The organism is Mycobacterium sp. (genome assembly GCF_019247635.1).
Lineage (GTDB): Bacteria > Actinomycetota > Actinomycetes > Mycobacteriales > Mycobacteriaceae > Mycobacterium.
On the sequence record NZ_JAFBAR010000029.1, the window covers coordinates 24,013 to 45,980 of the forward strand.

Genomic DNA, 21,968 nt, shown 5'->3' on the forward strand with positions numbered 1-21,968 from the left:
CTGCTCACCGTATCGGTCGGCGGGGACTTGTCGGAAAACTCCAAGGGCCTCGGCAAGTCGCCTTTCGACCCCGAAAGGCGGGCGAAGATCACGGAATTGTCGCGAAACGGTGGCCGCTAGGTATCTGTCGGTGGGGGTCAATAGTGTTGCCGGTGATGTCTGGAGTGTTTACCCGGCTGGTAGGCCAGAAGGCCGTCGAGGCCGAGCTGATCGCGGCCGCCAAAGCCGCCCGCGGTGATACCGGTCACAGTCTCGGCGCGCGCGGGACTATGACACATGCCTGGCTGATCACCGGCCCGCCCGGCTCGGGCCGCTCGGTGGCGGCGGTGTGCTTCGCGGCGGCGCTACAGTGCACCCGCGATTCCGAGGACGGCGAGCCGGGGTGTGGGCAGTGTCGGGCATGCACGACGACAATGGCGGGCACCCACGCCGATGTGCGGCGTGTGATTCCCGAAGGCCTGTCCATCGGGGTCGACGAGATGCGCGCCATCGTGCAGATCGCGTCGCGCCGCCCGACCACCGGGCGCCACCAGATCGTGGTGATCGAGGACGCCGATCGGCTGACGGAAGGCGCCGCGAACGCCCTGCTGAAGGTGGTGGAGGAGCCGCCGCCATCGACAGTTTTCCTGTTGTGCGCGCCGTCGGTGGATCCCGAGGACATCGCGATCACGCTGCGCTCGCGGTGTCGGCATGTCGCGCTGGTGACGCCGTCGCCCGAGGCGATCGCCCGGGTGCTGGTCGACAGCGACGGCCTGGCCGCCGATGCGGCGGGCTGGGCGGCCTCGGTCAGCGGTGGGCACGTGGGCCGGGCGCGCCGGCTGGCCACCGACGGGGATGCCCGGCAGCGGCGGGAAAGCGCGCTGCAGCTGGTGAGCGACGCGATACGGCCTGCGCGCGCCTACCAGGCCGCAGAAGAGCTGGTGGCCGCGGCGGAAGTCGAGGCCGTGGGTTTGACCGCCGAGCGCGCCGAGGCGGAGACGGAGGAGCTGCGGACGGCGCTCGGGGCCGGCGGCACCGGGAAGGGCACTGCGACGGCGATGCGCGGCGCCGCCGGGGCGCTCAAGGACCTGGAGCGACGGCAGAAGTCCCGTCAGACGCGGGCGTCGCGCGACGCGCTGGACCGGGCGCTAATCGACCTGGCGACCTATTTCCGTGATGCCTTGGTGGTAGCGGCCCGCGCCGGAAAAGTGCGGGCCAACCACCCGGACATGGCTGAGCGTGTCGCGGCGCTGGCTGCCCACGCCACCCCCGAGCGGCTGCTGCGCTGCGTCGAAGCCGTGCTCGAGTGCCGCGAAGCGCTGGCGATCAACGTCAAACCCAAGTTCGCCGTCGACGCCATGGTGGCCACCATCGGCCAGGAACTTGGGTGAGTCAGCCCGGCTGCCGTAGACTCGGGCCGCCCGTTATGCGCGCAGGCCGCCTTAGCTCAGTCGGTAGAGCGATTCACTCGTAATGAATAGGTCGGGAGTTCGATTCTCCCAGGCGGCTCCAATTCGGATCCAATTTTTCCGCCGTGGCGTCAAGTCCGCGCCAGGCGTCGGGCGTTCCCGGGTTCATCGAACGCCGGCGGTGAGCGCGGGTGCGGTCAGGCCGGCGCCAGGAATCCCACCGGTCCGGATGCGATGCACAACGACAGCGCAGCGGTGTTGGCCCGCACGGTAATCGCGTCCCCGGCGCCGGGCAGCCGGGCGAATACCCGGTTGAGGCCGGGATGCACGGGGACTTTGCGCTCCGGGCCGTCGGAGAGCGACAGGGTCATCGAACCGTCGCTGTTGGCAAGGTAATTCAGCTCGACCGTCCAGTCGGCGGGCAGCAGCGGGCCGTCCAAGTTCAAGCGGGCCGGCTTGTCCGGCTGGATGAAGTAGCCGCACTGCGGCGTGGGTCCTACCACGATGGTCCGCACCCAGGTCACTCTCGCGTCGACTAGGCGTCCCGAGCTGGTGAACATCCGCAATTGGGTTGTCGCCGTCGCGAATTCGGGTCTTGCTCGCAGTAGAGCGAACATGTGGCTGGCCATGTTCTCCGGCCACGCCATGCGCTGCAACACCAGCGGATCGACTTCCTGGTCGAGCAGCGGATCGCTCGAATCAGCTTGTGCAGCAGCAAGACTGGCGCGTACGTTTTGCAGGTAGGGCTGGGTGGGGTTATCCCGCCACGACGTCAAGAACGTCTTCGTCGAGTACAGGCAGCTGGTCAGAAATGCCAGGGCCACAACGACTGTCACTGCCGAGCGCCGGGGAGACGCATCCAGCCAAGCGCTGGGTCGGTTCGGTGCACAGAAGGCGACAGCCGCCAGCAGCGCCAGCACGACGACGAGATCCGGGAAATACCTTAAGGTCTGGGCCAATTCGAGCGCGGTGAACCGCGAGGACCGCATCAAATAGATCGGCACCTGACAAGCGAGGGCATAGCCAACAGCGGTTAGCCACACCACCCCGATGCGCCGCTTACGGACCAGCGACAACGCGAATGCGCCAGCCAGCACCAACCATCCCAGCGCCGTCACGAGTCGTCCCGGCGTTGCCCAAGGCGACGCCGGCGCCCAGCGATCCCAGTGCCACGGACCGCCCGCCAGGCCCGGCACGATGCCGTGGGTGATCGACCGAATCAACAGGTCCCACGTCATCGACAGGTCGGAGCTCCAGCGCTGCTGATTCACCACCGCCAGATACAGCGCCACCCAGCCGACGGTCAACGCCAGCGACGCCGACCACAACCGCGCACCGCCACGCCACACCGTGCGCACCACCGTCGGGTCGCACTGCACATGGCTCAGCAGCGCGGCCACGGTGAAGGCGACGAACGGGATAACCGCGGCCTTCTCGAAGAACAACAGACCACTCAAATGCACCAGCACACCGGTCACGGCGTACCGCTGACGGCCGGTGCGGACGAGCAGCACGGCGTCGGCGCACACCCAGGCCAGCGCCGCCAGCATCGGCAGCGAGTTCAGCGCCGAAGCCCACCACGCAAACCCCGGCACGCCCAGCGGAGTGAACAGCGCGAAGGTCAACGGGATCAGCAGCACCGGCCGCCAGCCCAGGATCACATGCAAGGCGCGCAGCAACGCCAGCGAGGCCAGCAACTGCAGCACCACGAGGCTGATCGCCGGCCCGGTCCACACCAGCGGCGCAAGCCGGGTGATGGCGCCGGCGACCAGGAACGCCCCCGGCATCATGTGGCCGTCGTGGTCGTCGAACAGGTAGGACGGCGACAGCAGGCCGTGCGTTCCGGCCCGCCCGACCAGAATCAGATCGTCCCAGTAGAAATAGCCGTCGAAAGCCAGCAGCGCGCGGACCACCAGCTGCAGCGCAATCAGCAGCGCGGCCACCGCAATGACCCACCGGTATGGTTGGCCGGTGCGCGTACTGGTCACCGGGGCAGCCGGTTTCATCGGGTCGACGCTAGTCGACCGCTTACTGGCCGACGGCCACACCGTCGTGGGACTGGACAACTTCGCCACCGGGAAAGCGACCAACCTCGAGCATCTGGCCGACCATCCCGATCACTTCTTCGCCGAGGCCGACATCGTCACCGCGGACCTGCAGGCCATCTTCGACGAGCACCGACCCGAGGTGATATTCCACCTGGCGGCCCAAATCGACGTCCGGCATTCGGTGGCCGACCCGCAATTCGACGCCTCGGTCAACGTCATCGGTACGGTTCGCCTGGCCGAGGCGGCCCGCAGCGCGGGAGTCCGCAAGGTCGTGCACACCTCCTCGGGTGGATCCATCTATGGCACCCCACCTAGATATCCGACCTCTGAGGACGACCCGACTGATCCCGCTTCGCCCTATGCCGCGGGCAAGGTGGCGGGGGAGATCTACCTGAACACCTTCCGGCACCTGTACGGCCTGGAGTGTTCGCACATCGCGCCGGCGAATGTCTATGGGCCGCGCCAGGATCCGCACGGCGAGGCCGGAGTGGTGGCGATCTTCGCGCAGGCGCTGCTGTCGGGGAAGCCCACCAAGGTGTTCGGCGACGGCACGAACACCCGCGATTATGTGTTCGTCGACGACGTGGTGGACGCGTTCGTCCGCGCGTCCGGCGAAGCGGGCGGCGGGCAACGTTTCAACGTCGGCACCGGCATCGAAACCTCGGACCGTCAATTGCACACCGCGGTGGCGGCGGCGGTGGGTGGGCCCGACGACCCAGAGTTTCATCCACCGCGGTTGGGCGACCTCAAGCGGTCCTGCCTCGACATCGGCTTAGCCGAACGGGTTTTGGCCTGGCGACCCCAGATTCAGCTGGAAGACGGGTTGCTCCGGACGGTGGAGTACTTCCGCAAGCTGCACACGGGGTGACCCTCGCCGAAAGTGAACTCAGGGCGGGATTCCGAGCGATTCTTCGCCCTCAGTTCACGCTGGGCGCGGCGACGTTAGCGCGCTGACTCGGGCGCCTGCGCGCCCTCCAAAGCAACGGCGCGGGCCAGTCGCGCGTAACGCAATTCCAGGTCCTTGAACCGCATGTAGGTGCTCAGCGTGGTGAAGCTGAACGCCATGATCAGCGCGTAGAGCATCAGGTCGGTGCCGCGGCGCACCCCGAACCAGTGCGCGACCACGGTGGTGTCGTCGGGCCGCAGCACGGCGTAGACGCCGCCCAGCACGAACAAGACGTAACCAACCTTGACCCACGCGCGCGACCGCGCACTGCGCCGCGACCGCAGCAGATAGACCAAAAGGGCGACGATCGACCCGATCAGCAGCACCTGGATCCAGTTCACTTTTCGATCCTTTTCACCGTGGCATCCTCCCTCGCAGGAACCCGTCGAAAATGATGTTGACGCCGTTGAGCAGGGGTTGCCCCTTCGACTTCGAGTATTCGGTGTACAACACCTCGACCGGTTCTTCAACCACGCGCCAGTTGTTTTCGGCGATCATCATCACGATCTCGTTGGCGTGGCTCATGCCGCTCATGGTGATGTCCAGCGCGTCGGCCACCTTCTTGTTGAACACCCGCAGCCCGTTGTTGGTGTCGGTCAGCCCAAGGCGTCGGCCGCGCCGGCTCAGCCGTGCGGCGGTGCGCAGCACGATCCGCTTCAGGAATGGAGGCTTAACCCCTTCTGCCCCCGCGAACCGCGTTCCGATCACCACGTCAACATCGCCCATGGCCAGCCGGTCGACCATCGCGCCCAGATCCTTGACGCGATGCTGGCCATCCGCGTCGAACGTGGCGAAAATCCGCGCACCGGGCTGCTTGCGGGCGAACTCGATCCCGGTCTGGATCGCCGCGCCCTGGCCCATGTTGATGGGGTGACGCACCAGATGGGCCCCGGCGCGCCTGGCGATCTCGCCGGTGTCGTCGGTGCTGCCGTCGTCCACGCACACAACGTTGTCGAAGACGGAGCGGAGATCGGCGATGACCTCTCCGATGACCTTGGCTTCGTTAAAGGCGGGAACGACGATCCAGATGCCCGAGTAGCGCGGTTCAGTGTTCATTCAGGCCCATTTAAGCCCACAGGTACACGTCCGACCAGGTTCTAGCGTCCCGCGCGCGCCAACGCCACCAGATGGACGCCGATCCCCACCAGCGGCCCACACAGCAGTGCCACCACCGTCCGCGTCTCTAGCGGGAGCGGCAACAGCAGCAACAGACCGGACGCCACTGTCGCGCCGACCCAACCCACCGAATATGCCCGGTGCAACGCCGCGGCCACCGCAGCGGCCCCGGTCAGGGTGAGCATGGCGATGGCCACCGCTGCCGCGGTCAACCAGGCCAGCAGGGCGCCGCTGGCCTGGTACTGCGCGCCGAACCCGACCCGCAACAGCCAGGGACCCACCAGGGCCGCCGCCAGCACTCCGACCGCGCCGATCCCGCCGATGATCCCCGCGGGCACCATCAGCGCCTTGAGGCGGTGGGTGCGCTCGTCGACGAAATGGGCGATCAGGTTGCCCTGCATGGCCGTCAACGGCACCAGCAGCGGCGCCCGCGTCAACGTCACGGCCAGGATGATCACCCCGCCCGCCGCCCCGAGCGCATCCGAAGTCAGCTTCAGCAGCACCGGAAACCCCATCACCAGAACCGAGTTCGCCCCGGCGGCGGTGATCGAATGCGCGGCTCCCCGCAAAAACGTGGCGGTGCTACCAGGCGTCAGCAGGCGGGCCGCCGCGCGTGCCGAGGGCGAACTCACCAGCAAGATCAGCCACGCGGCCGACCCGGCCACCGACGCCCACAAGAAGCCGGTCAGCCCCCAGCCGAGCGCGAACGCGGCCCCTGCGACCGACACCCGGGTCACCGCGTCGGTCACCATCAGCGCCCCGTATTGGGTCCACCGGTTGGTGCCCGCCAGCATGCCCATCAGGGTGGCGATCAGGCAGAACCCTGTCAGCCCGACGCTGAGCAATCCCACCGAAAGCCAGCGCGCCTCAACGAATATCCGCCCGCTCCACAGTGGCGAACTGACCGCGATCGCGACCGCTGCCGCGATCCCGACCAGCCCCGCGACCCGCATCGGGTGGGTGCGTGGGCCGGGCAAGGCGTGCAGGTACGCCGCCGAGCGAACCTCCCGCGTGGTCTCCTGCAGCAGACCGAAGGTGGTACCGGTGGCCAGCCCGAATGCCCCCCAAAACACGCCGAAGACCGAAAAGCCGGCCGGAGCCAGATTGCGGGCGGCCAGGTAGATCACCGAATAGCCGCAGAGCGCGGTGACCGCCGTCGCGATGCCGACCCGGGCGACGCTGGCACGTGCGACGGGCCCGGCCAGTCCCTCGCCAAGCTCGGTCACGATGCAGCCGGCTCAGTGCGCCTTGAACCGCTCCACCGAGCGCTGCACCTCGGCTTCGGCGTCCTCGCGGCCGACCCAGTCGGCGGCCTTGACGAATTTGCCGGGCTCCAGGTCCTTGTAGTGCACGAAAAAGTGCTTGATCGCGTCCAACTCGAAGGCGGGGACGTCGTCGATGTCCTGGATGTGGTCCCACCGGTGGTCGCCGGCCGGAACGCATAACACTTTGTCGTCGCCGCCGTGCTCGTCGACCATCCGGAACATGCCCACCGGCCGCGCCTCTACCAGCACGCCTGGGAACACCGGCTCCGGCAGTAACAGCAGGACGTCGAGCGGGTCGCCGTCCTCGCCCAGGGTGTCGTCGATGAAGCCGTAGTCGGTCGGGTAGGCCATCGCGGTGTATAGGTAGCGGTCAAGGCGCACCCGCCCGGTCTCGTGATCGACCTCGTACTTGTTGCGCTGGCCCTTGGGGATTTCGATGGTCACGTCGAATTGCACCGTGTCGGCTCCTTCATAACGGTGAGGCAAGAGGTGGGAGTCAGTTGCGTCGGGCCTAAACCCTAGTCCGGCACAATGGTGTCCAGAAAAGCGGCAGTGTCCGAGAAATTGGCAGTGTCCGCGAAATTGGCCGGGCCGTGCAGGGCCGGGCAGGCAAGGAGAGTGATGGGTCCCAGTCGCTGGCGCAGACGCCTCACGTACGTACTCGTGGGTGCGGCCGTGCTGGCGGTTGTCGCCGCCGTGGTGGCCGCCGGCGTGTTCTTCACCACGGCGCACAGCAGCCCCAGCGCGCGGGTGACGGTGGCGCCCCCGCGGGCGCCCACGGTCAAGCCCGGTGTGACCCCCGTCGCGGACACCGCCGGGACACCGGCCGTCGACGCGCTGGCGGCCATGTTGGCGCCGGTTGCCGACGACCCCAACCTGGGCAAGCTGGGCGGCCGCATCACCGACGCGCTCACCGGCAAGGAGCTCTGGCAGCGGCAAGACGACCTCCCGCTGGTGCCGGCGTCGACCAACAAGTTGCTGACGGCCGCCGCCGCCCTGCTGACACTGGATCGGCAGGCGCGGGTGAGTACCAAGGTGGTGGCCGCCCAGAGCCCCCAACCCGGGGTTGTCGTGTTGGTCGGCGCCGGCGACCCGACGCTGTCCGCCGCCGCGCCCAACGTCGACACCTGGTACAAGGGTGCAGCGCGCATCAGCGACCTGGTCGAGCAGGTGCAACGCAGCGGCGTGACCCCTACGGCGGTGCAGGTCGACATCTCGGCGTTCACCGGCCCGACGCTGGCCCCGGGCTGGGACCCTGCGGACATCGACAACGGCGACATCGCCCCGATCGAGGCGGTGATGATCGACGCGGGCCGCATTCAGCCGACCACCGTCAACTCACGACGGTCCAAGACCCCGGCGCTGGATGCCGGGCGGGAATTGGCGATCGGGCTGGGCCTCAATCCGGCTACCGTGACGATCGGCAACGCACCGTCAGGGGCGCGCCAGCTGGCAGTGGTGCAATCGGCGCCGTTGATTCAGCGGCTCTCCCAGATGATGAACGCCTCGGACAACGTGATGGCCGAATCGATCGCCCGTGAAGTGGCGGCGGCCATGCACCGTCCGCTGAGCTTCGCCGGCGCGGTGGACGCGGTGACCAACCGGTTGAGCACCGCGCACGTCGACACCTCCGGTGCAGCGCTGGTGGATTCCAGTGGGCTTTCGGTCAACGACCGCCTCACCGCGAAGACGCTCGACGGCACGGTGCAGGCGGCAGCCGGGCCCGATCAACCGGCGCTGCGGTCGCTGTTGGATTTGCTGCCGATCGCCGGCGGCAGTGGCACGCTGGCCGATCGGTTCCTGGATACGGCGAGCAACCTGGGGCCGGCGGGCTGGCTGCGGGCCAAGACGGGCTCGTTGACGGCCATCAATTCGTTGGTCGGCGTGTTGACCGACAGCAGCGGACGTGTGCTCACCTTCGCTTTCCTCTCCAACGAAGCCGGTCCCAACGGCCGCAACGCCCTGGACGCGCTGGCCACCAAGGTGTGGTTCTGCGGGTGCGCGCCGTGACCGCTCCGTCGGACCTGACGCTGGGCACGGCGGTCGACTGGCAGTTCGCTGCGACCGTCGGAGCACGGCTGGCCCGCCCGGGTCCGCCGGCCACCGATTACACCCGCCGTCAGGCAATCGACGAGCTGACCAGCGCGGCGGCGAAGGCCGAACCGCCGGTGCGCGATGTCACCGGCCTGGTCACCAGCGGCTCGGTGCCGGCGGCCCGCATAGTTGATCGCTCGGAGTGGATCCGTGCCGCCGCCGAGTCGATGCGGGTGATGACCAATGGAACCGACAAGCCGCGCCGTTTTCTCACCGGCCGGATCACCGGGGCGCAGACCGGCGCCGTCCTGGCGTTCGTGGCCTCGGGCATCCTCGGGCAGTACGACCCGTTCAGTGCCGCCAAACGGGGTTGCCTGCTGCTGGTGTATCCCAACGTCATCGCCGTTGAGCGCCAATTACGTTTGAAGCCTTCGGATTTCCGGTTGTGGGTGTGCCTGCACGAGGTGACGCATCGGGTTCAGTTCACCGCCAACCCATGGTTGGCCGACTACATGTCGCAGTCTCTGGCGCTGTTGACCCGCGACGCCGGGGAAGATATCGGGCAGGTGGTGAGCCGGCTGGCCGAGTTCGCCCGCAACCGGGGTGCGTCAGGGTCTACGGACCCCGGCGCCTCGGGGATTCTCGGCCTGGTGCGTGCCGTGCAGTCCGAGCCGCAGCGCCAAGCGCTGGATCGCCTGCTGGTGCTCGGCACCCTGCTGGAGGGCCATGCCGACCACGTGATGGACGCGGTCGGGCCGGTGGTGGTGCCCTCGGTAGCGACGATCCGGAGTCGCTTCGATGAACGTCGTCAGCGCAAGCAACCGCCGTTGCAGCGGTTGCTGCGCGCGCTGTTGGGGATCGACGCCAAGCTCAGCCAGTACACCCGGGGTAAGGCGTTCGTGGACCATGTAGTGGGCCGGGTCGGAATGGAGCGGTTCAATACCGTCTGGTCGGATCCCGAGACCCTGCCGCTGCCCGCCGAGATCGAGGATCCGCAGCAATGGATAGACAGGGTGCTGTAGGGCAGCTGCACGCGGCTGTCGAGGCGTTCGTCAAGACGTATCGGGTGACCGCCGAGCAATGGTGTGTGGCGCTGTCCGGCGGACCGGACTCGTTGGCCCTCACCGCCGTCGCGGCCGGGCTGCGGCCCACCACGGCAATGATCGTGGATCACGGCCTGCAGGACGGCTCGGCGGAGGTCGCCAGCAACGCCCGCGGTCAGGCGTTGGCGTTGGGATGTGTTGAAGCACAAGTCGTTTGCGTGCAGGTCGGCAACGACGGCGGACCGGAGGCGGCCGCGCGCGCCGCCCGCTATGCCGCGTTGAACGCGTATCAAGGGGGACCGGTGCTGTTGGCCCACACGCTCGACGACCAGGCGGAGACGGTGTTGCTGGGGCTGGGCCGCGGTTCGGGGCCGCGCTCACTGGCCGGGATGCGGCCACATGATCCGCCGTGGTGCCGGCCGCTGCTCGGTGTTCGGCGCGCTGTCACGCTTGCCGCCTGCGCCGAGTTGGGGCTGACGGCCTGGCAGGACCCGCACAACAGCGACCGGCGCTTCACTCGTGCGCGGTTGCGGCACGAGGTGTTGCCGCTGCTGGAGGACGTGCTGGGCGGCGGTGTCGCCGAGGCGCTGGCCCGCACCGCGACGGCGCTGCGCGAGGATACCGAGCTGATCGACGGGCTGGCCGCGCAGGCGCTGCCCGCGGCCCAAGTGGGTTCCGGGTCGGGCTCCGCACTGGACACCGCGGCGCTGACCGTGCTGCCCGACGCGGTTCGGCGCCGGGTCATCCGCGGCTGGTTGCTGGCCGGCGGCGCGACCGGGTTGACCGACAAACAGATCCGCGGGGTGGACACGCTGGTCACCGGGTGGCGGGGGCAGGGCGGCGTGGCGGTCGGGTCGACGTTGCGCGGTCAGCGATTGATCGCCGGACGGCACGATGGCGTGCTGACGTTGCGGCACGAGCCAATTTGACGATCGCGTTGGTTGTTCGCCCGTCGGCGTGGCACGCTGTGGTCGTGACGGCCGAGCTGTACCCGGGGGACATCAAGTCGGTCCTGCTCACCGAGGAGCAGATTCAGGCCCGCATCGTCGAGCTCGGCGAACAAATCTGCAACGATTACCGGGACCTGTCGGCCAGCTCGGGCCAGGATTTGCTGTTGATCACCGTGCTCAAGGGCGCCGTGATCTTCGTCACGGACCTGGCGCGCTCGATAGGGTTGCCCACCCAGTTCGAGTTCATGGCCGTCAGCTCCTACGGGTCCTCGACGTCGTCGTCCGGGGTGGTGCGGATCCTCAAGGACCTCGACCGCGACATCCACGACCGCGACGTGCTGATCGTGGAGGACGTCGTCGACTCCGGCCTGACCTTGTCATGGCTGCTGCGCAACCTGACCAGCCGGCACCCGCGCACGCTGAGGGTATGCACGCTGCTGCGCAAACCCGACGCGGTAGGGGCCAATGTAGAGATCTCCTACGTCGGCTTCGACATCCCCAACGACTTCGTCGTCGGCTATGGCCTGGATTACGACGAGCGCTACCGCGACCTGCCTTACATCGGGACGCTGGATCCCCGGGTCTACCAGGGTTAGTCGAGCTCCCACACCACGGTCACCGTGAAGCCGACCGTCTGCTGCCCGGGTTCCAGCGGCACAGGGATCATGGCTCTGGACGGCGCCGGCGCCGTCGGCGTTGCCGCGGTTCCCTCCGAGATGGACAGCACCCTGCCCAGCCGCAGGCCGGACAGCTGGGCGTACTGGTCGGCGCGGTTCTTGGCGTCTTGGAACGCCCGCGCCCGCGCGTCCTTCACCAGCTGCGAGTCGTCGGTGATGGAGTAGCTGACCGAGCTGATCCGGGTGGCGTCGCCGCCGGTGGTGACGATCAAGGCGAGCAGCCTCGATGCGGCGTCGGTGGGGTGAATTTTGACCTCGATCGCATTGGTGGCGCGGTAGCCGGTGATGGTGGCGGCCCCGCCGGGCTCGGGGTTGCCGTACTGCGGTTGCAGGCTGACCTGGGTGGTGCTGATGTCCTTGCGGTCCAGGCCGGCGCCGGTGAGCGCATTGACGACGGCCTGCTGCCTGTCGTTGGTCTGGTTCATCGCGGTGGTGACGTCGGGTGCGGTGAACTCGATCCCGACGTCGGCGGTCAAGGTGTCCGGGACGCCCTGGACCTGTCCTGACCCGACGACTGTCGCTTGGCGGGGGTTGGCGCCGGACTTCGGCGCATCGTGTTTGTTGCACCCCGCTGCGCAGGACAGGGCTAACACGACGACGGCCAGAGCGATCGACTTGCGGACGGACTTCGTGGCGCTCTTCGGGATCGGCATGGTTGGCACCCTAACGTCTTAGGCGCGCACGACGGGCGGATAGTGGGTCTCCCTTGAGCAGAAACACCATGTCGCGCACGTGAATTCGGCGCGGTCCTATTGGCTGGCGATTGGATGCTGTTAGTCAGGTGCGCGGAGGCCATTGCTGCGGGTATTGCATTGGCATTGCCTGCCTTTTGGCACGGCCCCGGCGGGCCGCGGTCACGAGCACCACAACGAGGCCGGCGAGGACCATCACCCCACCCCCGCCAATTCCCAAGAACAGAGCCAGAAATAGTCGATTGAACTGTTCGGTTGTGATGAACTCCCCGACGGCATAGCGAGCATCGGCGGGCCCGGAGCAGCTGATGCGGTAGTTACCGCCCTGCTTAACCGTGAACGAAGACTGTGCGCGCCACTTGCCCACCGTGGATGTCAGATATGGGCGAATGGGGGGTTCCTCCTGGTGACTGTACGCGGTACAGCGGATGTTGCTCCCAGACGGCGCGGTGGTGTAGATCGCTTTTGATCCACCGGCGTCGACATGGACCATGGTGGCCTGGGTGTTACCGAAGCCGTGGTCGTCGGTGGGCGCCTTACTGGTCTGCCAGACCACGACAAAGACGGACACGCCGATGGCCACGAGCGGGCCGATCACGATGAGAGCCGCCCCGATCATGTAGACGAATATGCTGCGGCGAGGTTTAGAGGACATGGCGCTGGCTCCTTCCGCCAGGATGCTGCATGCGCATTTCACCTGTTGGAAGGCGCCCGGGTCGCCGGCTCAGTCGTCGATGTGCGTCGGTGGGTCGGCGAAAGCGAGTCCCCCCGGGTACTGGTTGGGACCTATCACATTGCAGCGCTTGTCGGGCACCAGGTAGGAACTGGCGCCGCTTGGCATCCAGGTCGCGAATGCCACGCAACGTTGCCAGGTGCCGTCAGGCTGGATGGGTCCATCACACTTGTTGATAATGCCGACTCCCCCGTACTGGCAGCCGGCGTTGGCCGGCGGCGCTGAGGCGATCAGCCCTCCGGCCATCAGCACGGCAGCCAGGCCTCCGACGATGCAGTGCTTCATGGTTGTCTCCCGTCACATCGCCGCTGATGCGTTGCCGAGTAGTTGGCTTGGCAAACAACGCTACCGCTTATGTGACTGGTTTTCGCTGCCTTTGAGGTCGTGCTCAGATGCATTGACGCGACTGTGGACACCGAAGCTCGATCCGCGCCACATCAAAGGCCGCGGGCTATGTGCGCCCGTCATTCCCGGGTGCGCCTAACAGCCCGCGGTGCCGCTTGAGCGTTCACACGAACCGGACCGTCATCCTGAGCCGGGCGTTCGGCCTCAAGCTACGGCGTCACGAGAATTTTGCAGTGCCGCTCGGGATCGGCAAGGTCGTCGAATGCGGCGCCCACGCCGTCCAGTCCGACCTCGCCGGTAATCAGCGGGCTGACATCTATGTCGCCCTCCGCCAGCGCGCGCAGCGATGCCGCGAATTCCTCCGGCCCGTAGGCGAGCGAAAACTGCACGCTGATCTCTTTGGCGATGGCGAAGAACGGATGCACGGTGTCGGACTCCATGCATACCCCGGCGACCACCAGGCGGGTGCCTGGCCGCGCCCGCCGCAGTACGTCGTCGATCATTCCTGGTACCCCCACCGCCTCGAATACCACCGCGGCCTTGACGTCGTCAAAGGGTGAGCCCTGAGCGGGATCCACTGTTTGCTGTGCGCCCATCACTGCGGCAAGCTCGCGCCGTTTGGGTGAAAAGTCCGCCGCCACAATGGTTTCGACACCACGTGTCTTGAGCGCGGCGATGATGGCGATGCCGATTGGGCCGCAGCCAAGCACCAGGGCCTTCTCATCGGGCTGGATGTTCGACTTATTGACGGCATGAAGACCCACCGCCATGGGTTCGGTCAGCGCGGCGTGCATGGGGTCCAGTCCGTTGGGGATCGGTAGCAGCAGTGGTGCTGACAGCAGCATCCGCTCGGAGTATCCGCCAATCGTGTTGTTGCTGTAGACAATCGGCTCGACACCCGAGGTGGACAACAACACTGGCAGGGAGGTGACTAAGGTGCCCGCGGCATGAGTTTCGGTGTCGGGTCCGGCTTCCAGCACCTCGGCGCTGAATTCGTGACCCATGAAGATGTCACGGTTCAGATCGACATTCATGCCGCCTGAATCCCCGGCGACCTCGTTGCTCATTTCCAGTACCCGGGCGCCATGCGCGGCGAAATGCAAATCGGATCCGCAGATTCCGCACGCTCGCACTGCAACCAGCACCTGGCCCGCGCCGGGCATGGGGTCCGGCACGTCGTCCCGGTAGACCATCCGCCCGTCGCGCAACACCGACGCCCGCATCAGTACCCCGCCTGTTCGTGTTCGGACACGTGCTCGGTGATGGCCCTCACCACCGCCTCCCCGGCGCGGCCGATCAACTCGTCCCGCCTGGCCTTGGCCCAGTCGTGCGAGGACCGTGACGCCGCCAACTGTCCCTTGAAATGGGGAATCACCTTGCGGGCGAACAGCTCATAGGAGTGGTAGGTCGCTCGGGGTGTGGCCCAATCGTGGCCGAGCAGCAGCAGTGTTCCGAATCCGCCTGACCGGTCCAGTAGGTCCTCAATATGGGCGACCGCGTCATCGGGTGTCCCGATGCAGCAATTCCCTTTGGCCGCATAGTCTTCGACATATTCGCGCGGTGACTGCGCGCCTTCGACAGTGTTGGCGAGCGGCACGAATCCGGCGGCACCGAAGTACTTTGCGAAGTCGAGCAGCCCGAAGGTGCAATCGTCGATGGCCTGGTCGCGGGTGTCGGCAATATGCATGATGGACAGCACCCGCCAGTCGCCGCGGTCCGGCTCGGGCCGGCCGACTTTGGCGGCCTGCTCACACACCACCTGCCAGGTGTTCTCCAACGCGGCGTACCCGCCCGGCACCGACATGGACAGCGATAACAGCGACGTGCCAAGTGCACCGGCCAATCTCGGTCCCGACGGCGAAATCATTGCTGCCGTGGAGATTTCGGGATATGGCCAGGTATATGGTCGGACGTGCAACTGCGCATCGCGCAGCGTGAACCAGTCGGAGTGCCGGTCGACGCGCTCCTCGGGGCCGGCGCGGAACAGCGCGAGGATCGCCTCGAGCGACTCCTGCATCATCCGCCGCTGGTCGATCGGGTCGATGCCCATCATGTACGCGTCCGACGGCAGCGCTCCGGGGCCGGTGCCGAACATCACCCGGCCACGGGTCAGGTGATCCAGCAACACCCAGCGGTCGGCCACCATCAGTGGATGGTGGTAGGGCAGTGAGACCACGCCGGTGCCCAGCCGGATGTGCTTCGTGCGTTCCGCCGCCGCGGCGATGAACACTTCCGGGCAGGCGATCAGCTCGTACCCACCGGAGTGGTGTTCGCCGAACCACGCCTCGTCGTACCCCAGACGGTCCAGCGCTACGACCCGCTCCATATCGTATTCCAATGCGACCGTTGGTGATTGGCCCGTCGGATGGAATGGGGTAATAAAGACTCCGAACCGCATGGGTGCGCTCATCGTGCTCACCATGCGAGTCCCTTGAGGAATTCCAGCAACGCGACGTTCACCTCGTCGGGCCGCTCCTGCTGCAGCCAATGCCCGGCGCCGTCGAGCATCACCTGCTGGTAGGGCCCGCTGACTATCTCCGGAGCGCGGTCGGTACGGGTGAACGCCAACACCGGGTCGGCCGTGCCGCCCACAAACATGCACGGCACCACGATCATCGCGCCCTCGAGCTGCGAGGTGGTCTCCCAGTTGCGGTCCATGTTGCGATACCAGTTCAGGCCGCCGGTGAACCCCGTGCGGGTGAATTCGCTTATGTAGTGGTCGAGTTCATCCTGGCTGATCCAATCGGGCAGACCGTCCGGTTCCGCAAGGCGATCGATGAAACCCTCAGGACCGGGAGCAATCGTGCGCGTAACCACGCTGTCGTCGCTGGGTGGCCGGAGCCCGCCAAGCATGCGACGCATGGTGCGGGCGGGATCGCCGTTGAGCTCCGCGTCGGCGACCCCGGGGTCCTGGAAATAGAGGATGTAGAAGAAGTTCTCGCCGACGGCACGCCGAAAAGCCTGTGTTGGCGCCCTCTTTGGGCGCGGCAGCGGAGGCACGCTCAACCCGGCGATACCTACGACCCGGTCGGGATGCAGCAGCGGCGCATTCCACACGACCGTGGCCCCCCAGTCGTGACCGATCCAGGCGGCGCGCTCGGCCCCGACATCGTCGAGCAGGCCGACCAGGTCGGCGGTCAGCTGGTGAATGTCGTAGGCCTCGATCGCGTCTGGACGAGACGAGCCGCCGTAGCCGCGTTGGTCAGGCGCCAGCACGTGATAGCCCGCCTCGGCGAGCGCCGGAATCTGGTGGCGCCACGAGTAGGCCAGTTCGGGAAAGCCGTGGGCCAGTATCACCACCCGCGCCCCGCGGTCCCCGGCCTCGACCAATCGCAACTGCGCGCCGTTGGTGTCGACTAACCGTTCGGTAGACGAGCGCATGGGATCACCAAATCACAACGGCACACGACTGAGAAGGGGCCAGTGCGTTGGCTCTGCGCTGACGGCGGGCTCCACTCGAACTTCCTCACCCTGGACGCAGCGTCAACACAAAGCAATACCGCGGCGACCCGCTGCGCCCCGGCTCCGCCGGAGCTGGCGATCGCCAGTCGCGGTAGCCTTGACTTTTCTAGCTGCGCGTATCGGGGAAGGACCTGGCCGACACGGCCGATGATTGATGAACCGGAAAAACGTGATCCGCACCGTCACGGCGATCGCTGTCGTGGTGCTACTGGGTTGGTCGTTCTTCTACTTCAGTGACGACACCCGGGGCTACAAACCTGTCGACACGTCGGTGGCGATGTCGCAGATCAGCAACGACAACGTCAAGAGCGCCCAGATCGATGACCGCGAACAGCAGCTGCGCCTGACCCTCAAGAAGGGCAGTAACGACACCGAGAACTCTGACAAGGTCATCACTAAATACCCCACCGGATACGCCGTCGACCTGTTCAACGCGCTGAACGCCAAGGGCGCCAAGGTCAGCACCGTCGTCAACGAAGGCAGCATCCTGGGCGAACTGCTGGTCTACGTCCTGCCCCTGCTGTTGCTGGTCGGTCTTTTCGTGATGTTCTCGCGCATGCAGGGCGGTGCCCGCATGGGTTTCGGCTTCGGCAAGTCGCGGGCCAAGATGCTGAATAAGGACATGCCCAAGACCACGTTTGCCGACGTCGCCGGCGTCGACGAGGCGGTCGAGGAACTCTACGAAATCAAGGATTTCCTGCAAAACCCCAGCAGATACCAGGCGCTGGGCGCCAAGATACCCAAGGGCGTGCTGCTTTACGGGCCGCCCGGAACCGGCAAGACGCTGCTTGCCCGCGCCGTGGCGGGGGAGGCCGGTGTGCCGTTCTTCACAATTTCGGGCTCCGACTTCGTCGAGATGTTCGTCGGCGTCGGCGCATCCCGGGTTCGGGACCTTTTCGAGCAGGCAAAACAAAATAGCCCGTGCATCATCTTCGTCGACGAGATCGACGCGGTCGGCCGCCAGCGCGGCGCCGGCCTGGGTGGCGGCCACGACGAACGTGAGCAGACACTCAACCAGCTGCTCGTGGAGATGGACGGCTTTGGTGACCGCGGCGGCGTCATCCTCATCGCGGCCACCAACCGGCCCGACATCCTGGACCCAGCCCTGCTAAGGCCCGGCCGCTTCGACCGGCAGATCCCGGTGAGCAACCCCGACCTGGCCGGTCGCCGGGCCGTCCTAAGGGTGCATTCGAAGGGCAAGCCGATCGGCCCGGACGCCGACCTGGACGGGTTGGCCAAGCGGACAGTCGGCATGACCGGCGCCGACCTGGCCAACGTCATCAACGAGGCCGCGCTGCTGACCGCCCGCGAGAACGGCACCGTCATCACCGGCCCCGCGCTGGAGGAGGCGGTGGACAGGGTGATCGGCGGCCCGCGTCGCAAGGGCCGCATCATCAGCGAGCAGGAGAAGAAGATCACCGCCTACCACGAAGGCGGCCACACCCTGGCGGCCTGGGCGATGCCCGACATCGACCCGGTCTACAAAGTGACGATCCTGGCCCGCGGGCGCACCGGCGGGCACGCCGTCGCGGTGCCCGAGGAAGACAAGGGCCTGCGGACCCGCTCGGAGATGATCGCGCAGCTGGTGTTCGCGATGGGCGGACGTGCCGCCGAGGAACTGGTGTTTCGCGAGCCGACCACCGGCGCGGTGTCCGACATCGAGCAGGCCACCAAGGTCGCCCGCGCCATGGTTACCGAGTACGGGATGAGCGCCCGCCTCGGTGCGGTCAAATACGGCACCGAACACGGCGACCCGTTCCTCGGCCGGTCCATGGGCACCCAGTCCGACTATTCGCACGAGGTCGCCCGCGAAATCGACGAGGAAGTCCGCAAGCTGATCGAGGCCGCGCACACCGAAGCGTGGGAGATCCTCACCGAATACCGCGACGTGCTCGACACCCTGGCCGGCGAGCTGCTGGAAAAGGAAACCCTGCATCGCCCCGAGCTGGAGGCGATCTTCGGCGACGTCGAAAAGCGCCCCCGGCTCACCATGTTCGACGACTTCGGTGGCCGCATCCCGTCGGACAAGCCGCCGATCAAGACGCCCGGCGAGTTGGCGATCGAGCGCGGCGAACCCTGGCCGCAGCCGGTAGCCGAGCCGGCTTTCAAGGCGGCGATCGCGCGGGCTAGCGCGGCCGCGCAGGCAGAAGCGGAGCGCACCAACGGTTCTCACACCGGCGGCCCCGATGCCTTGAACGGCCCCACCCAGCCCGACTACGGTGCCCCGGCGGGCTGGCATGCCCCCGGGTGGCCGCCGAAAGCGCCCGCACGGCCTCAGCCCGCACCCAGCTACCCCGCCCAGGCCCATCAGCCCTACCCGTCCTATCCGCCGTATCCGCCGTATCCGCCAGCCGATCAGCCCACATCGGACTCCGATCAGTCCGCCGACGAGAAGTCAGAGGACGTGAGCCGGTCCAACCCGCCGGCTCACGGCTGACGAACGGAGGATTCGATGGCGCAGCCGGATACCCGGACCGCGACTCCACGTATCGGGGCGTTCGACCAGCCACGCGCCGAGGCGGCCATCCGCGAGTTGCTGATCGCAATCGGCGAAGACCCGGACCGAAATGGTCTGCAAGAGACGCCGTCCCGCGTTGCGCGCGCGTACCGCGAGATGTTCGCCGGGCTCTACATCGACCCCGACACGGTCCTGAACACCACGTTCGACGAGGAACACGACGAATTGGTGATCGTCAAAGAGATCCCGCTGTACTCCACCTGCGAGCATCACCTGGTGTCGTTTCACGGTGTGGCCCACGTCGGCTACATCCCCGGCGTCGACGGCAGGATAACCGGCCTGTCGAAGATCGCCAGGCTGGTCGACCTTTACGCCAAGCGCCCACAGGTACAGGAGCGGCTCACCAGCCAGATCGCCGACGCCCTGGTGAAAAACCTGGATCCACGCGGCGTGATCGTGGTGGTCGAGGCCGAACACCTGTGCATGGCGATGCGCGGGGTACGCAAGCCCGGCGCAGTCACGACGACATCGGCGGTGCGCGGCCTGTTCAAAACCAGTGCGGCATCTCGAGCCGAAGCGCTCGACCTCATCCTGCGTAAGTGAGTCGATGCGCCGGTGCAGGTAATGGGTGTTCTCAACGTCACCGATGACTCGTTCTCGGATGGCGGGCGTTACCTCGATGCCGAGCGCGCCGTCCAACACGGCCTGGCGTTGGCCGCCGAAGGCGCGGCGATCGTCGATGTCGGAGGGGAGTCGACGCGGCCCGGTGCGGTCCGGGTGGACCCCGGGGTGGAGACGTCACGGGTGTTACCCGTCGTCAAAGAGCTTGCGGAGCAAGGGATTACCGTCAGCATCGACACCATGCATGCGGATGTGGCGCGTGCGGCGCTGGAAGGCGGCGCGCAGATCGTCAACGACGTGTCCGGCGGCCGCGCCGATCCCGCGATGGCCCCGCTGGTGGCCGAAGCCGGTGTGCGCTGGGTACTGATGCACTGGCGATCGGTGTCGACCGACCATCCCCACAAGGCTCCGGACTACCGCGACGTGATCGACGAAGTGCGATCCGAGCTGCTGGCCGGCGTCGACGACGCCGTGGCCGCCGGCGTGGATCCGGACAAGTTGATGATCGACCCCGGTCTGGGATTCGCCAAGACGGCACAACACAATTGGGCGCTGCTACACGCGCTGCCGGAATTGGTGGCAACCGGGTTGCCGGTATTGCTGGGTGCCTCGCGAAAGCGCTTCCTCGGTACCCTGTTGGCCGATCCGGACGGGACCGTGCGTCCGCCCGATGGGCGGGAGACGGCGACCGCCGTCATCTCCGTCCTGGCCGCCCTGCACGGCGCCTGGGGAGTGCGGGTGCACGACGTGCGGGCCTCCGTTGACGCGCTCAAAGTTATGGAGGCCTGGGCCGGTGGCTGACCGAATCGAGTTGCGCGGCTTGACAGTTCATGGTCGCCACGGCGTCTTCGAGCACGAACGGGCCAGCGGGCAGGATTTCGTCGTCGACATCACCGTCTGGATCGACCTGGCCGCCGCAGCCGCGAGTGACGAATTGGCCGACACCTATGACTACGACGCCCTGGCCCGCCTGGCCGCCGGTGTCGTCGCCGGGCCCGCACGCAAGCTGATCGAGACGGTCGGCGCCGAGATCGCCGATGCGGTGATGGACGACGAGCGCGTGCACGCTGTCGAGGTGGTGGTGCACAAGCCGCAGGCGCCGATCGCGCTGAAGTTCGCCGATGTGGCCGTGGTGGTCCGGCGCTCGCGGCGCGGAGGCCGGGGTTCGATAGTCCCGGCCGGCGGCGCCGTATGACGCGGGCGGTGCTGTCGGTCGGCTCCAACCTGGGTGATCGGCTGGCCCGGCTGCAATCGGTCGTCGACGGCCTGGGAGAAGCGGCGGTGGCTGTCTCGCCGGTGTATGAGACTGACCCCTGGGGCGGCGTCGAACAGGGACCGTTCCTCAACGCCGTAGTCATCGCAGACGACTCGGCGTGCGACGGCAGCGGTTGGCTGCGCCGGGCTCAGGAGTTCGAGCGGCGAGCCGGCCGGACTCGCGAACAGCGTTGGGGCCCACGCACTCTCGACGTCGACGTGATCGCCTGCCAGGACGGTCACGCCGAGGTGGTCAGCCGTGACGACGACCTGACCCTGCCCCACCCGCTGGCCCATGTGCGGGCCTTCGTGATGATCCCCTGGCTGGCGGTCGAGCCGGATGCCGCGCTGACCCTGCCGCAAGGGCGCCGGCGGGTGGCCGAACTGCTGGCCGAGCTGGACCCTGCCGAGCGTGCGGGTGTACGGATGACCCGACTGGCGCTGGCCTGATGGGACCGACCCGCAAGCGTGACCTGACGGCCGCGGTGATGGGCGCCGCGGTCGTTGGTTATCTGCTGGTGATCGTGTGGTACCGGTGGTTTCCGCCGATCACGGTGTGGACCGGCATCTCGCTGCTCGCCGTCGCGGTCGCCGAGGCGCTCTGGGCGCGCTACGTGCGGGTCAAGATCAACGACGGCGAGATCGGCGACGGACCGGGATGGCTACATCCGCTCGCGGTTGCCCGCACCCTGACGATCGCCAAGGCGTCGGCCTGGATGGGCGCGTTGGTGCTGGGGTGGTGGGTCGGTGTACTGGTGTATTTCCTGCCGCGCCGATCGTGGCTGCGCGCCACGGCCGAGGACACCCCCGGCGCGGTGGTGGCGGCCGTCAGCGCGCTGGCCTTGGTGGTGGCCGCGCTGTGGCTGCAGCATTGCTGTAAGTCCCCGCAGGATCCCGGTGAGCCCGGCGACAGCCTGGAAAGCTGAGGCACAACAG

22 protein-coding genes, 1 tRNA gene and 1 pseudogene are annotated in these 21,968 nt (G+C 67.2%); 13 read left to right on the forward strand and 11 right to left on the reverse strand.

Annotation, left to right across the window (positions count from 1 at the left end):
• Positions 1 to 155: 155 nt before the first annotated feature.
• Positions 156 to 1,370, forward strand: coding sequence for a DNA polymerase III subunit delta' (locus tag JO236_RS04635; RefSeq protein ID WP_293325393.1), 1,215 nt, complete (start codon positions 156 to 158; stop codon positions 1,368 to 1,370).
• 45 nt (positions 1,371 to 1,415) lie between these two features.
• Positions 1,416 to 1,491 (forward strand) — tRNA-Thr (locus JO236_RS04640).
• Positions 1,492 to 1,585: 94 nt separating this feature from the next.
• On the opposite strand, the gene JO236_RS04645 is transcribed toward JO236_RS04640, so the two are convergent.
• A complete protein-coding gene (locus JO236_RS04645) occupies positions 1,586 to 3,394 on the reverse strand; it encodes a hypothetical protein (protein ID WP_293325395.1) in 1,809 nt (602 codons plus the stop codon).
• On the opposite strand from JO236_RS04645, the gene JO236_RS04650 reads away from it, so the two are divergent.
• Positions 3,360 to 4,304 carry an NAD-dependent epimerase/dehydratase family protein gene (locus JO236_RS04650; protein ID WP_293325398.1) on the forward strand — a complete coding sequence of 315 codons (945 nt, stop codon included), beginning with the start codon at positions 3,360 to 3,362 and terminating at the stop codon, positions 4,302 to 4,304. The genes JO236_RS04645 and JO236_RS04650 overlap by 35 nt on opposite strands.
• A 74-nt stretch (positions 4,305 to 4,378) precedes the next feature.
• Here the strand turns inward: JO236_RS04650 and JO236_RS04655 are convergent, their stop codons facing one another.
• Genes JO236_RS04655 through JO236_RS04670 form a run of 4 tightly spaced genes read right to left on the reverse strand, consistent with a single transcriptional unit; the run spans position 4,379 to position 7,219 of the window.
• Complete coding sequence (locus JO236_RS04655) at positions 4,379 to 4,723, reverse strand: DUF2304 domain-containing protein (RefSeq protein ID WP_293325401.1); 345 nt, start codon at positions 4,721 to 4,723, stop codon at positions 4,379 to 4,381.
• A gap of 13 nt (positions 4,724 to 4,736) precedes the next feature.
• On the reverse strand, positions 4,737 to 5,438 hold the full coding sequence (locus JO236_RS04660) for a glycosyltransferase family 2 protein (RefSeq protein WP_293325404.1): 702 nt from the start codon (positions 5,436 to 5,438) through the stop codon (positions 4,737 to 4,739).
• A 41-nt stretch (positions 5,439 to 5,479) separates the two neighbouring features.
• On the reverse strand, positions 5,480 to 6,724 hold the full coding sequence (locus JO236_RS04665) for a hypothetical protein (protein ID WP_293325407.1): 1,245 nt from the start codon (positions 6,722 to 6,724) through the stop codon (positions 5,480 to 5,482).
• Between the two features lie 12 nt (positions 6,725 to 6,736).
• A complete protein-coding gene (locus JO236_RS04670) occupies positions 6,737 to 7,219 on the reverse strand; it encodes an inorganic diphosphatase (protein WP_293325410.1) in 483 nt (160 codons plus the stop codon).
• 165 nt (positions 7,220 to 7,384) lie between these two features.
• Here JO236_RS04670 and dacB point away from each other — a divergent pair, with 165 nt between their 5' ends.
• The 4 genes from dacB to hpt are packed head-to-tail and all read left to right on the forward strand — an operon-like array spanning position 7,385 to position 11,386.
• Positions 7,385 to 8,773 carry a D-alanyl-D-alanine carboxypeptidase/D-alanyl-D-alanine-endopeptidase gene (gene dacB / locus JO236_RS04675; RefSeq protein ID WP_293325413.1) on the forward strand — a complete coding sequence of 463 codons (1,389 nt, stop codon included), beginning with the start codon at positions 7,385 to 7,387 and terminating at the stop codon, positions 8,771 to 8,773.
• A complete protein-coding gene (locus JO236_RS04680) occupies positions 8,770 to 9,819 on the forward strand; it encodes a zinc-dependent metalloprotease (protein WP_293325416.1) in 1,050 nt (349 codons plus the stop codon). Before dacB ends, JO236_RS04680 begins: the two co-directional genes overlap by 4 nt.
• Complete coding sequence (gene tilS, locus JO236_RS04685) at positions 9,798 to 10,769, forward strand: tRNA lysidine(34) synthetase TilS (protein WP_293325419.1); 972 nt, start codon at positions 9,798 to 9,800, stop codon at positions 10,767 to 10,769. Before JO236_RS04680 ends, tilS begins: the two co-directional genes overlap by 22 nt.
• Positions 10,766 to 11,386: a hypoxanthine phosphoribosyltransferase gene (gene hpt / locus JO236_RS04690; RefSeq protein ID WP_293325422.1), complete on the forward strand. Its 621-nt coding sequence runs from the start codon at positions 10,766 to 10,768 to the stop codon at positions 11,384 to 11,386. Before tilS ends, hpt begins: the two co-directional genes overlap by 4 nt.
• On the opposite strand, the gene JO236_RS04695 is transcribed toward hpt, so the two are convergent.
• The 6 genes from JO236_RS04695 to JO236_RS04720 form a co-directional block, all read right to left on the reverse strand.
• Complete coding sequence (locus JO236_RS04695) at positions 11,383 to 12,120, reverse strand: SIMPL domain-containing protein (protein ID WP_293325424.1); 738 nt, start codon at positions 12,118 to 12,120, stop codon at positions 11,383 to 11,385. The genes hpt and JO236_RS04695 overlap by 4 nt on opposite strands.
• 124 nt (positions 12,121 to 12,244) lie before the next feature.
• Entirely contained in the window at positions 12,245 to 12,814 is a 570-nt protein-coding gene (locus tag JO236_RS04700) for a hypothetical protein (RefSeq protein WP_293325428.1), read from the reverse strand.
• 69 nt (positions 12,815 to 12,883) lie between these two features.
• Positions 12,884 to 13,177: a hypothetical protein gene (locus JO236_RS04705; RefSeq protein WP_293325430.1), complete on the reverse strand. Its 294-nt coding sequence runs from the start codon at positions 13,175 to 13,177 to the stop codon at positions 12,884 to 12,886.
• Positions 13,178 to 13,446: 269 nt separating this feature from the next.
• On the reverse strand, positions 13,447 to 14,460 hold the full coding sequence (locus tag JO236_RS04710) for a zinc-binding dehydrogenase (RefSeq protein WP_293325433.1): 1,014 nt from the start codon (positions 14,458 to 14,460) through the stop codon (positions 13,447 to 13,449).
• Positions 14,460 to 15,647 (reverse strand): LLM class flavin-dependent oxidoreductase, encoded by a 1,188-nt coding sequence (locus tag JO236_RS04715; protein WP_293325435.1) that lies wholly within the window; start codon positions 15,645 to 15,647, stop codon positions 14,460 to 14,462. The genes JO236_RS04710 and JO236_RS04715 overlap by 1 nt, the downstream gene beginning before the upstream one ends.
• 5 nt (positions 15,648 to 15,652) lie before the next feature.
• On the reverse strand, positions 15,653 to 16,618 hold the full coding sequence (locus tag JO236_RS04720; protein ID WP_293325438.1) for an alpha/beta fold hydrolase: 966 nt from the start codon (positions 16,616 to 16,618) through the stop codon (positions 15,653 to 15,655).
• 235 nt (positions 16,619 to 16,853) lie between these two features.
• Between JO236_RS04720 and ftsH the strand changes: the two genes are divergently transcribed.
• From ftsH to JO236_RS04750, 6 genes and pseudogenes are all read left to right on the forward strand, one after another.
• Entirely contained in the window at positions 16,854 to 19,136 is a 2,283-nt protein-coding gene (gene ftsH, locus JO236_RS04725) for an ATP-dependent zinc metalloprotease FtsH (protein WP_293325441.1), read from the forward strand.
• Between the two features lie 15 nt (positions 19,137 to 19,151).
• On the forward strand, positions 19,152 to 19,760 hold the full coding sequence (gene folE / locus JO236_RS04730) for a GTP cyclohydrolase I FolE (RefSeq protein WP_293325444.1): 609 nt from the start codon (positions 19,152 to 19,154) through the stop codon (positions 19,758 to 19,760).
• Positions 19,761 to 19,781: 21 nt separating this feature from the next.
• A pseudogene (gene folP / locus JO236_RS04735) lies at positions 19,782 to 20,598 on the forward strand (dihydropteroate synthase); the annotation flags it as partial.
• The gene (gene folB / locus JO236_RS04740) at positions 20,584 to 20,973 is read left to right on the forward strand and encodes a dihydroneopterin aldolase (protein WP_416362158.1); all 390 of its coding nucleotides are present in this window, start codon (positions 20,584 to 20,586) and stop codon (positions 20,971 to 20,973) included. The pseudogene folP and the gene folB, both read left to right, overlap by 15 nt.
• The gene (gene folK / locus JO236_RS04745) at positions 20,970 to 21,482 is read left to right on the forward strand and encodes a 2-amino-4-hydroxy-6-hydroxymethyldihydropteridine diphosphokinase (protein ID WP_293325451.1); all 513 of its coding nucleotides are present in this window, start codon (positions 20,970 to 20,972) and stop codon (positions 21,480 to 21,482) included. Before folB ends, folK begins: the two co-directional genes overlap by 4 nt.
• A complete protein-coding gene (locus JO236_RS04750; protein WP_293325454.1) occupies positions 21,482 to 21,958 on the forward strand; it encodes a DUF3180 domain-containing protein in 477 nt (158 codons plus the stop codon). The genes folK and JO236_RS04750 overlap by 1 nt, the downstream gene beginning before the upstream one ends.
• Positions 21,959 to 21,968 lie beyond the last annotated feature (10 nt).

Excerpts from the sequence above, each read along its gene's own strand:
- JO236_RS04635 (WP_293325393.1), top strand. The coding sequence starts at position 156 with ATGTCTGGAGTGTTTACCCGGCTGGTAGGCCAGAAGGCCGTCGAGGCC.
- JO236_RS04645 (WP_293325395.1), bottom strand. The coding sequence starts at position 3,394 with ATGAAACCGGCTGCCCCGGTGACCAGTACGCGCACCGGCCAACCATAC.
- JO236_RS04660 (WP_293325404.1), bottom strand. The coding sequence starts at position 5,438 with ATGAACACTGAACCGCGCTACTCGGGCATCTGGATCGTCGTTCCCGCC.
- dacB (WP_293325413.1), top strand. The coding sequence starts at position 7,385 with ATGGGTCCCAGTCGCTGGCGCAGACGCCTCACGTACGTACTCGTGGGT.
- tilS (WP_293325419.1), top strand. The coding sequence starts at position 9,798 with ATGGATAGACAGGGTGCTGTAGGGCAGCTGCACGCGGCTGTCGAGGCG.
- JO236_RS04695 (WP_293325424.1), bottom strand. The coding sequence starts at position 12,120 with ATGCCGATCCCGAAGAGCGCCACGAAGTCCGTCCGCAAGTCGATCGCT.
- JO236_RS04700 (WP_293325428.1), bottom strand. The coding sequence starts at position 12,814 with ATGTCCTCTAAACCTCGCCGCAGCATATTCGTCTACATGATCGGGGCG.
- JO236_RS04705 (WP_293325430.1), bottom strand. The coding sequence starts at position 13,177 with ATGAAGCACTGCATCGTCGGAGGCCTGGCTGCCGTGCTGATGGCCGGA.
- JO236_RS04710 (WP_293325433.1), bottom strand. The coding sequence starts at position 14,460 with ATGCGGGCGTCGGTGTTGCGCGACGGGCGGATGGTCTACCGGGACGAC.
- JO236_RS04715 (WP_293325435.1), bottom strand. The coding sequence starts at position 15,647 with ATGAGCGCACCCATGCGGTTCGGAGTCTTTATTACCCCATTCCATCCG.
- JO236_RS04720 (WP_293325438.1), bottom strand. The coding sequence starts at position 16,618 with ATGCGCTCGTCTACCGAACGGTTAGTCGACACCAACGGCGCGCAGTTG.
- ftsH (WP_293325441.1), top strand. The coding sequence starts at position 16,854 with ATGAACCGGAAAAACGTGATCCGCACCGTCACGGCGATCGCTGTCGTG.
- folE (WP_293325444.1), top strand. The coding sequence starts at position 19,152 with ATGGCGCAGCCGGATACCCGGACCGCGACTCCACGTATCGGGGCGTTC.
- folK (WP_293325451.1), top strand. The coding sequence starts at position 20,970 with ATGACGCGGGCGGTGCTGTCGGTCGGCTCCAACCTGGGTGATCGGCTG.
- JO236_RS04750 (WP_293325454.1), top strand. The coding sequence starts at position 21,482 with ATGGGACCGACCCGCAAGCGTGACCTGACGGCCGCGGTGATGGGCGCC.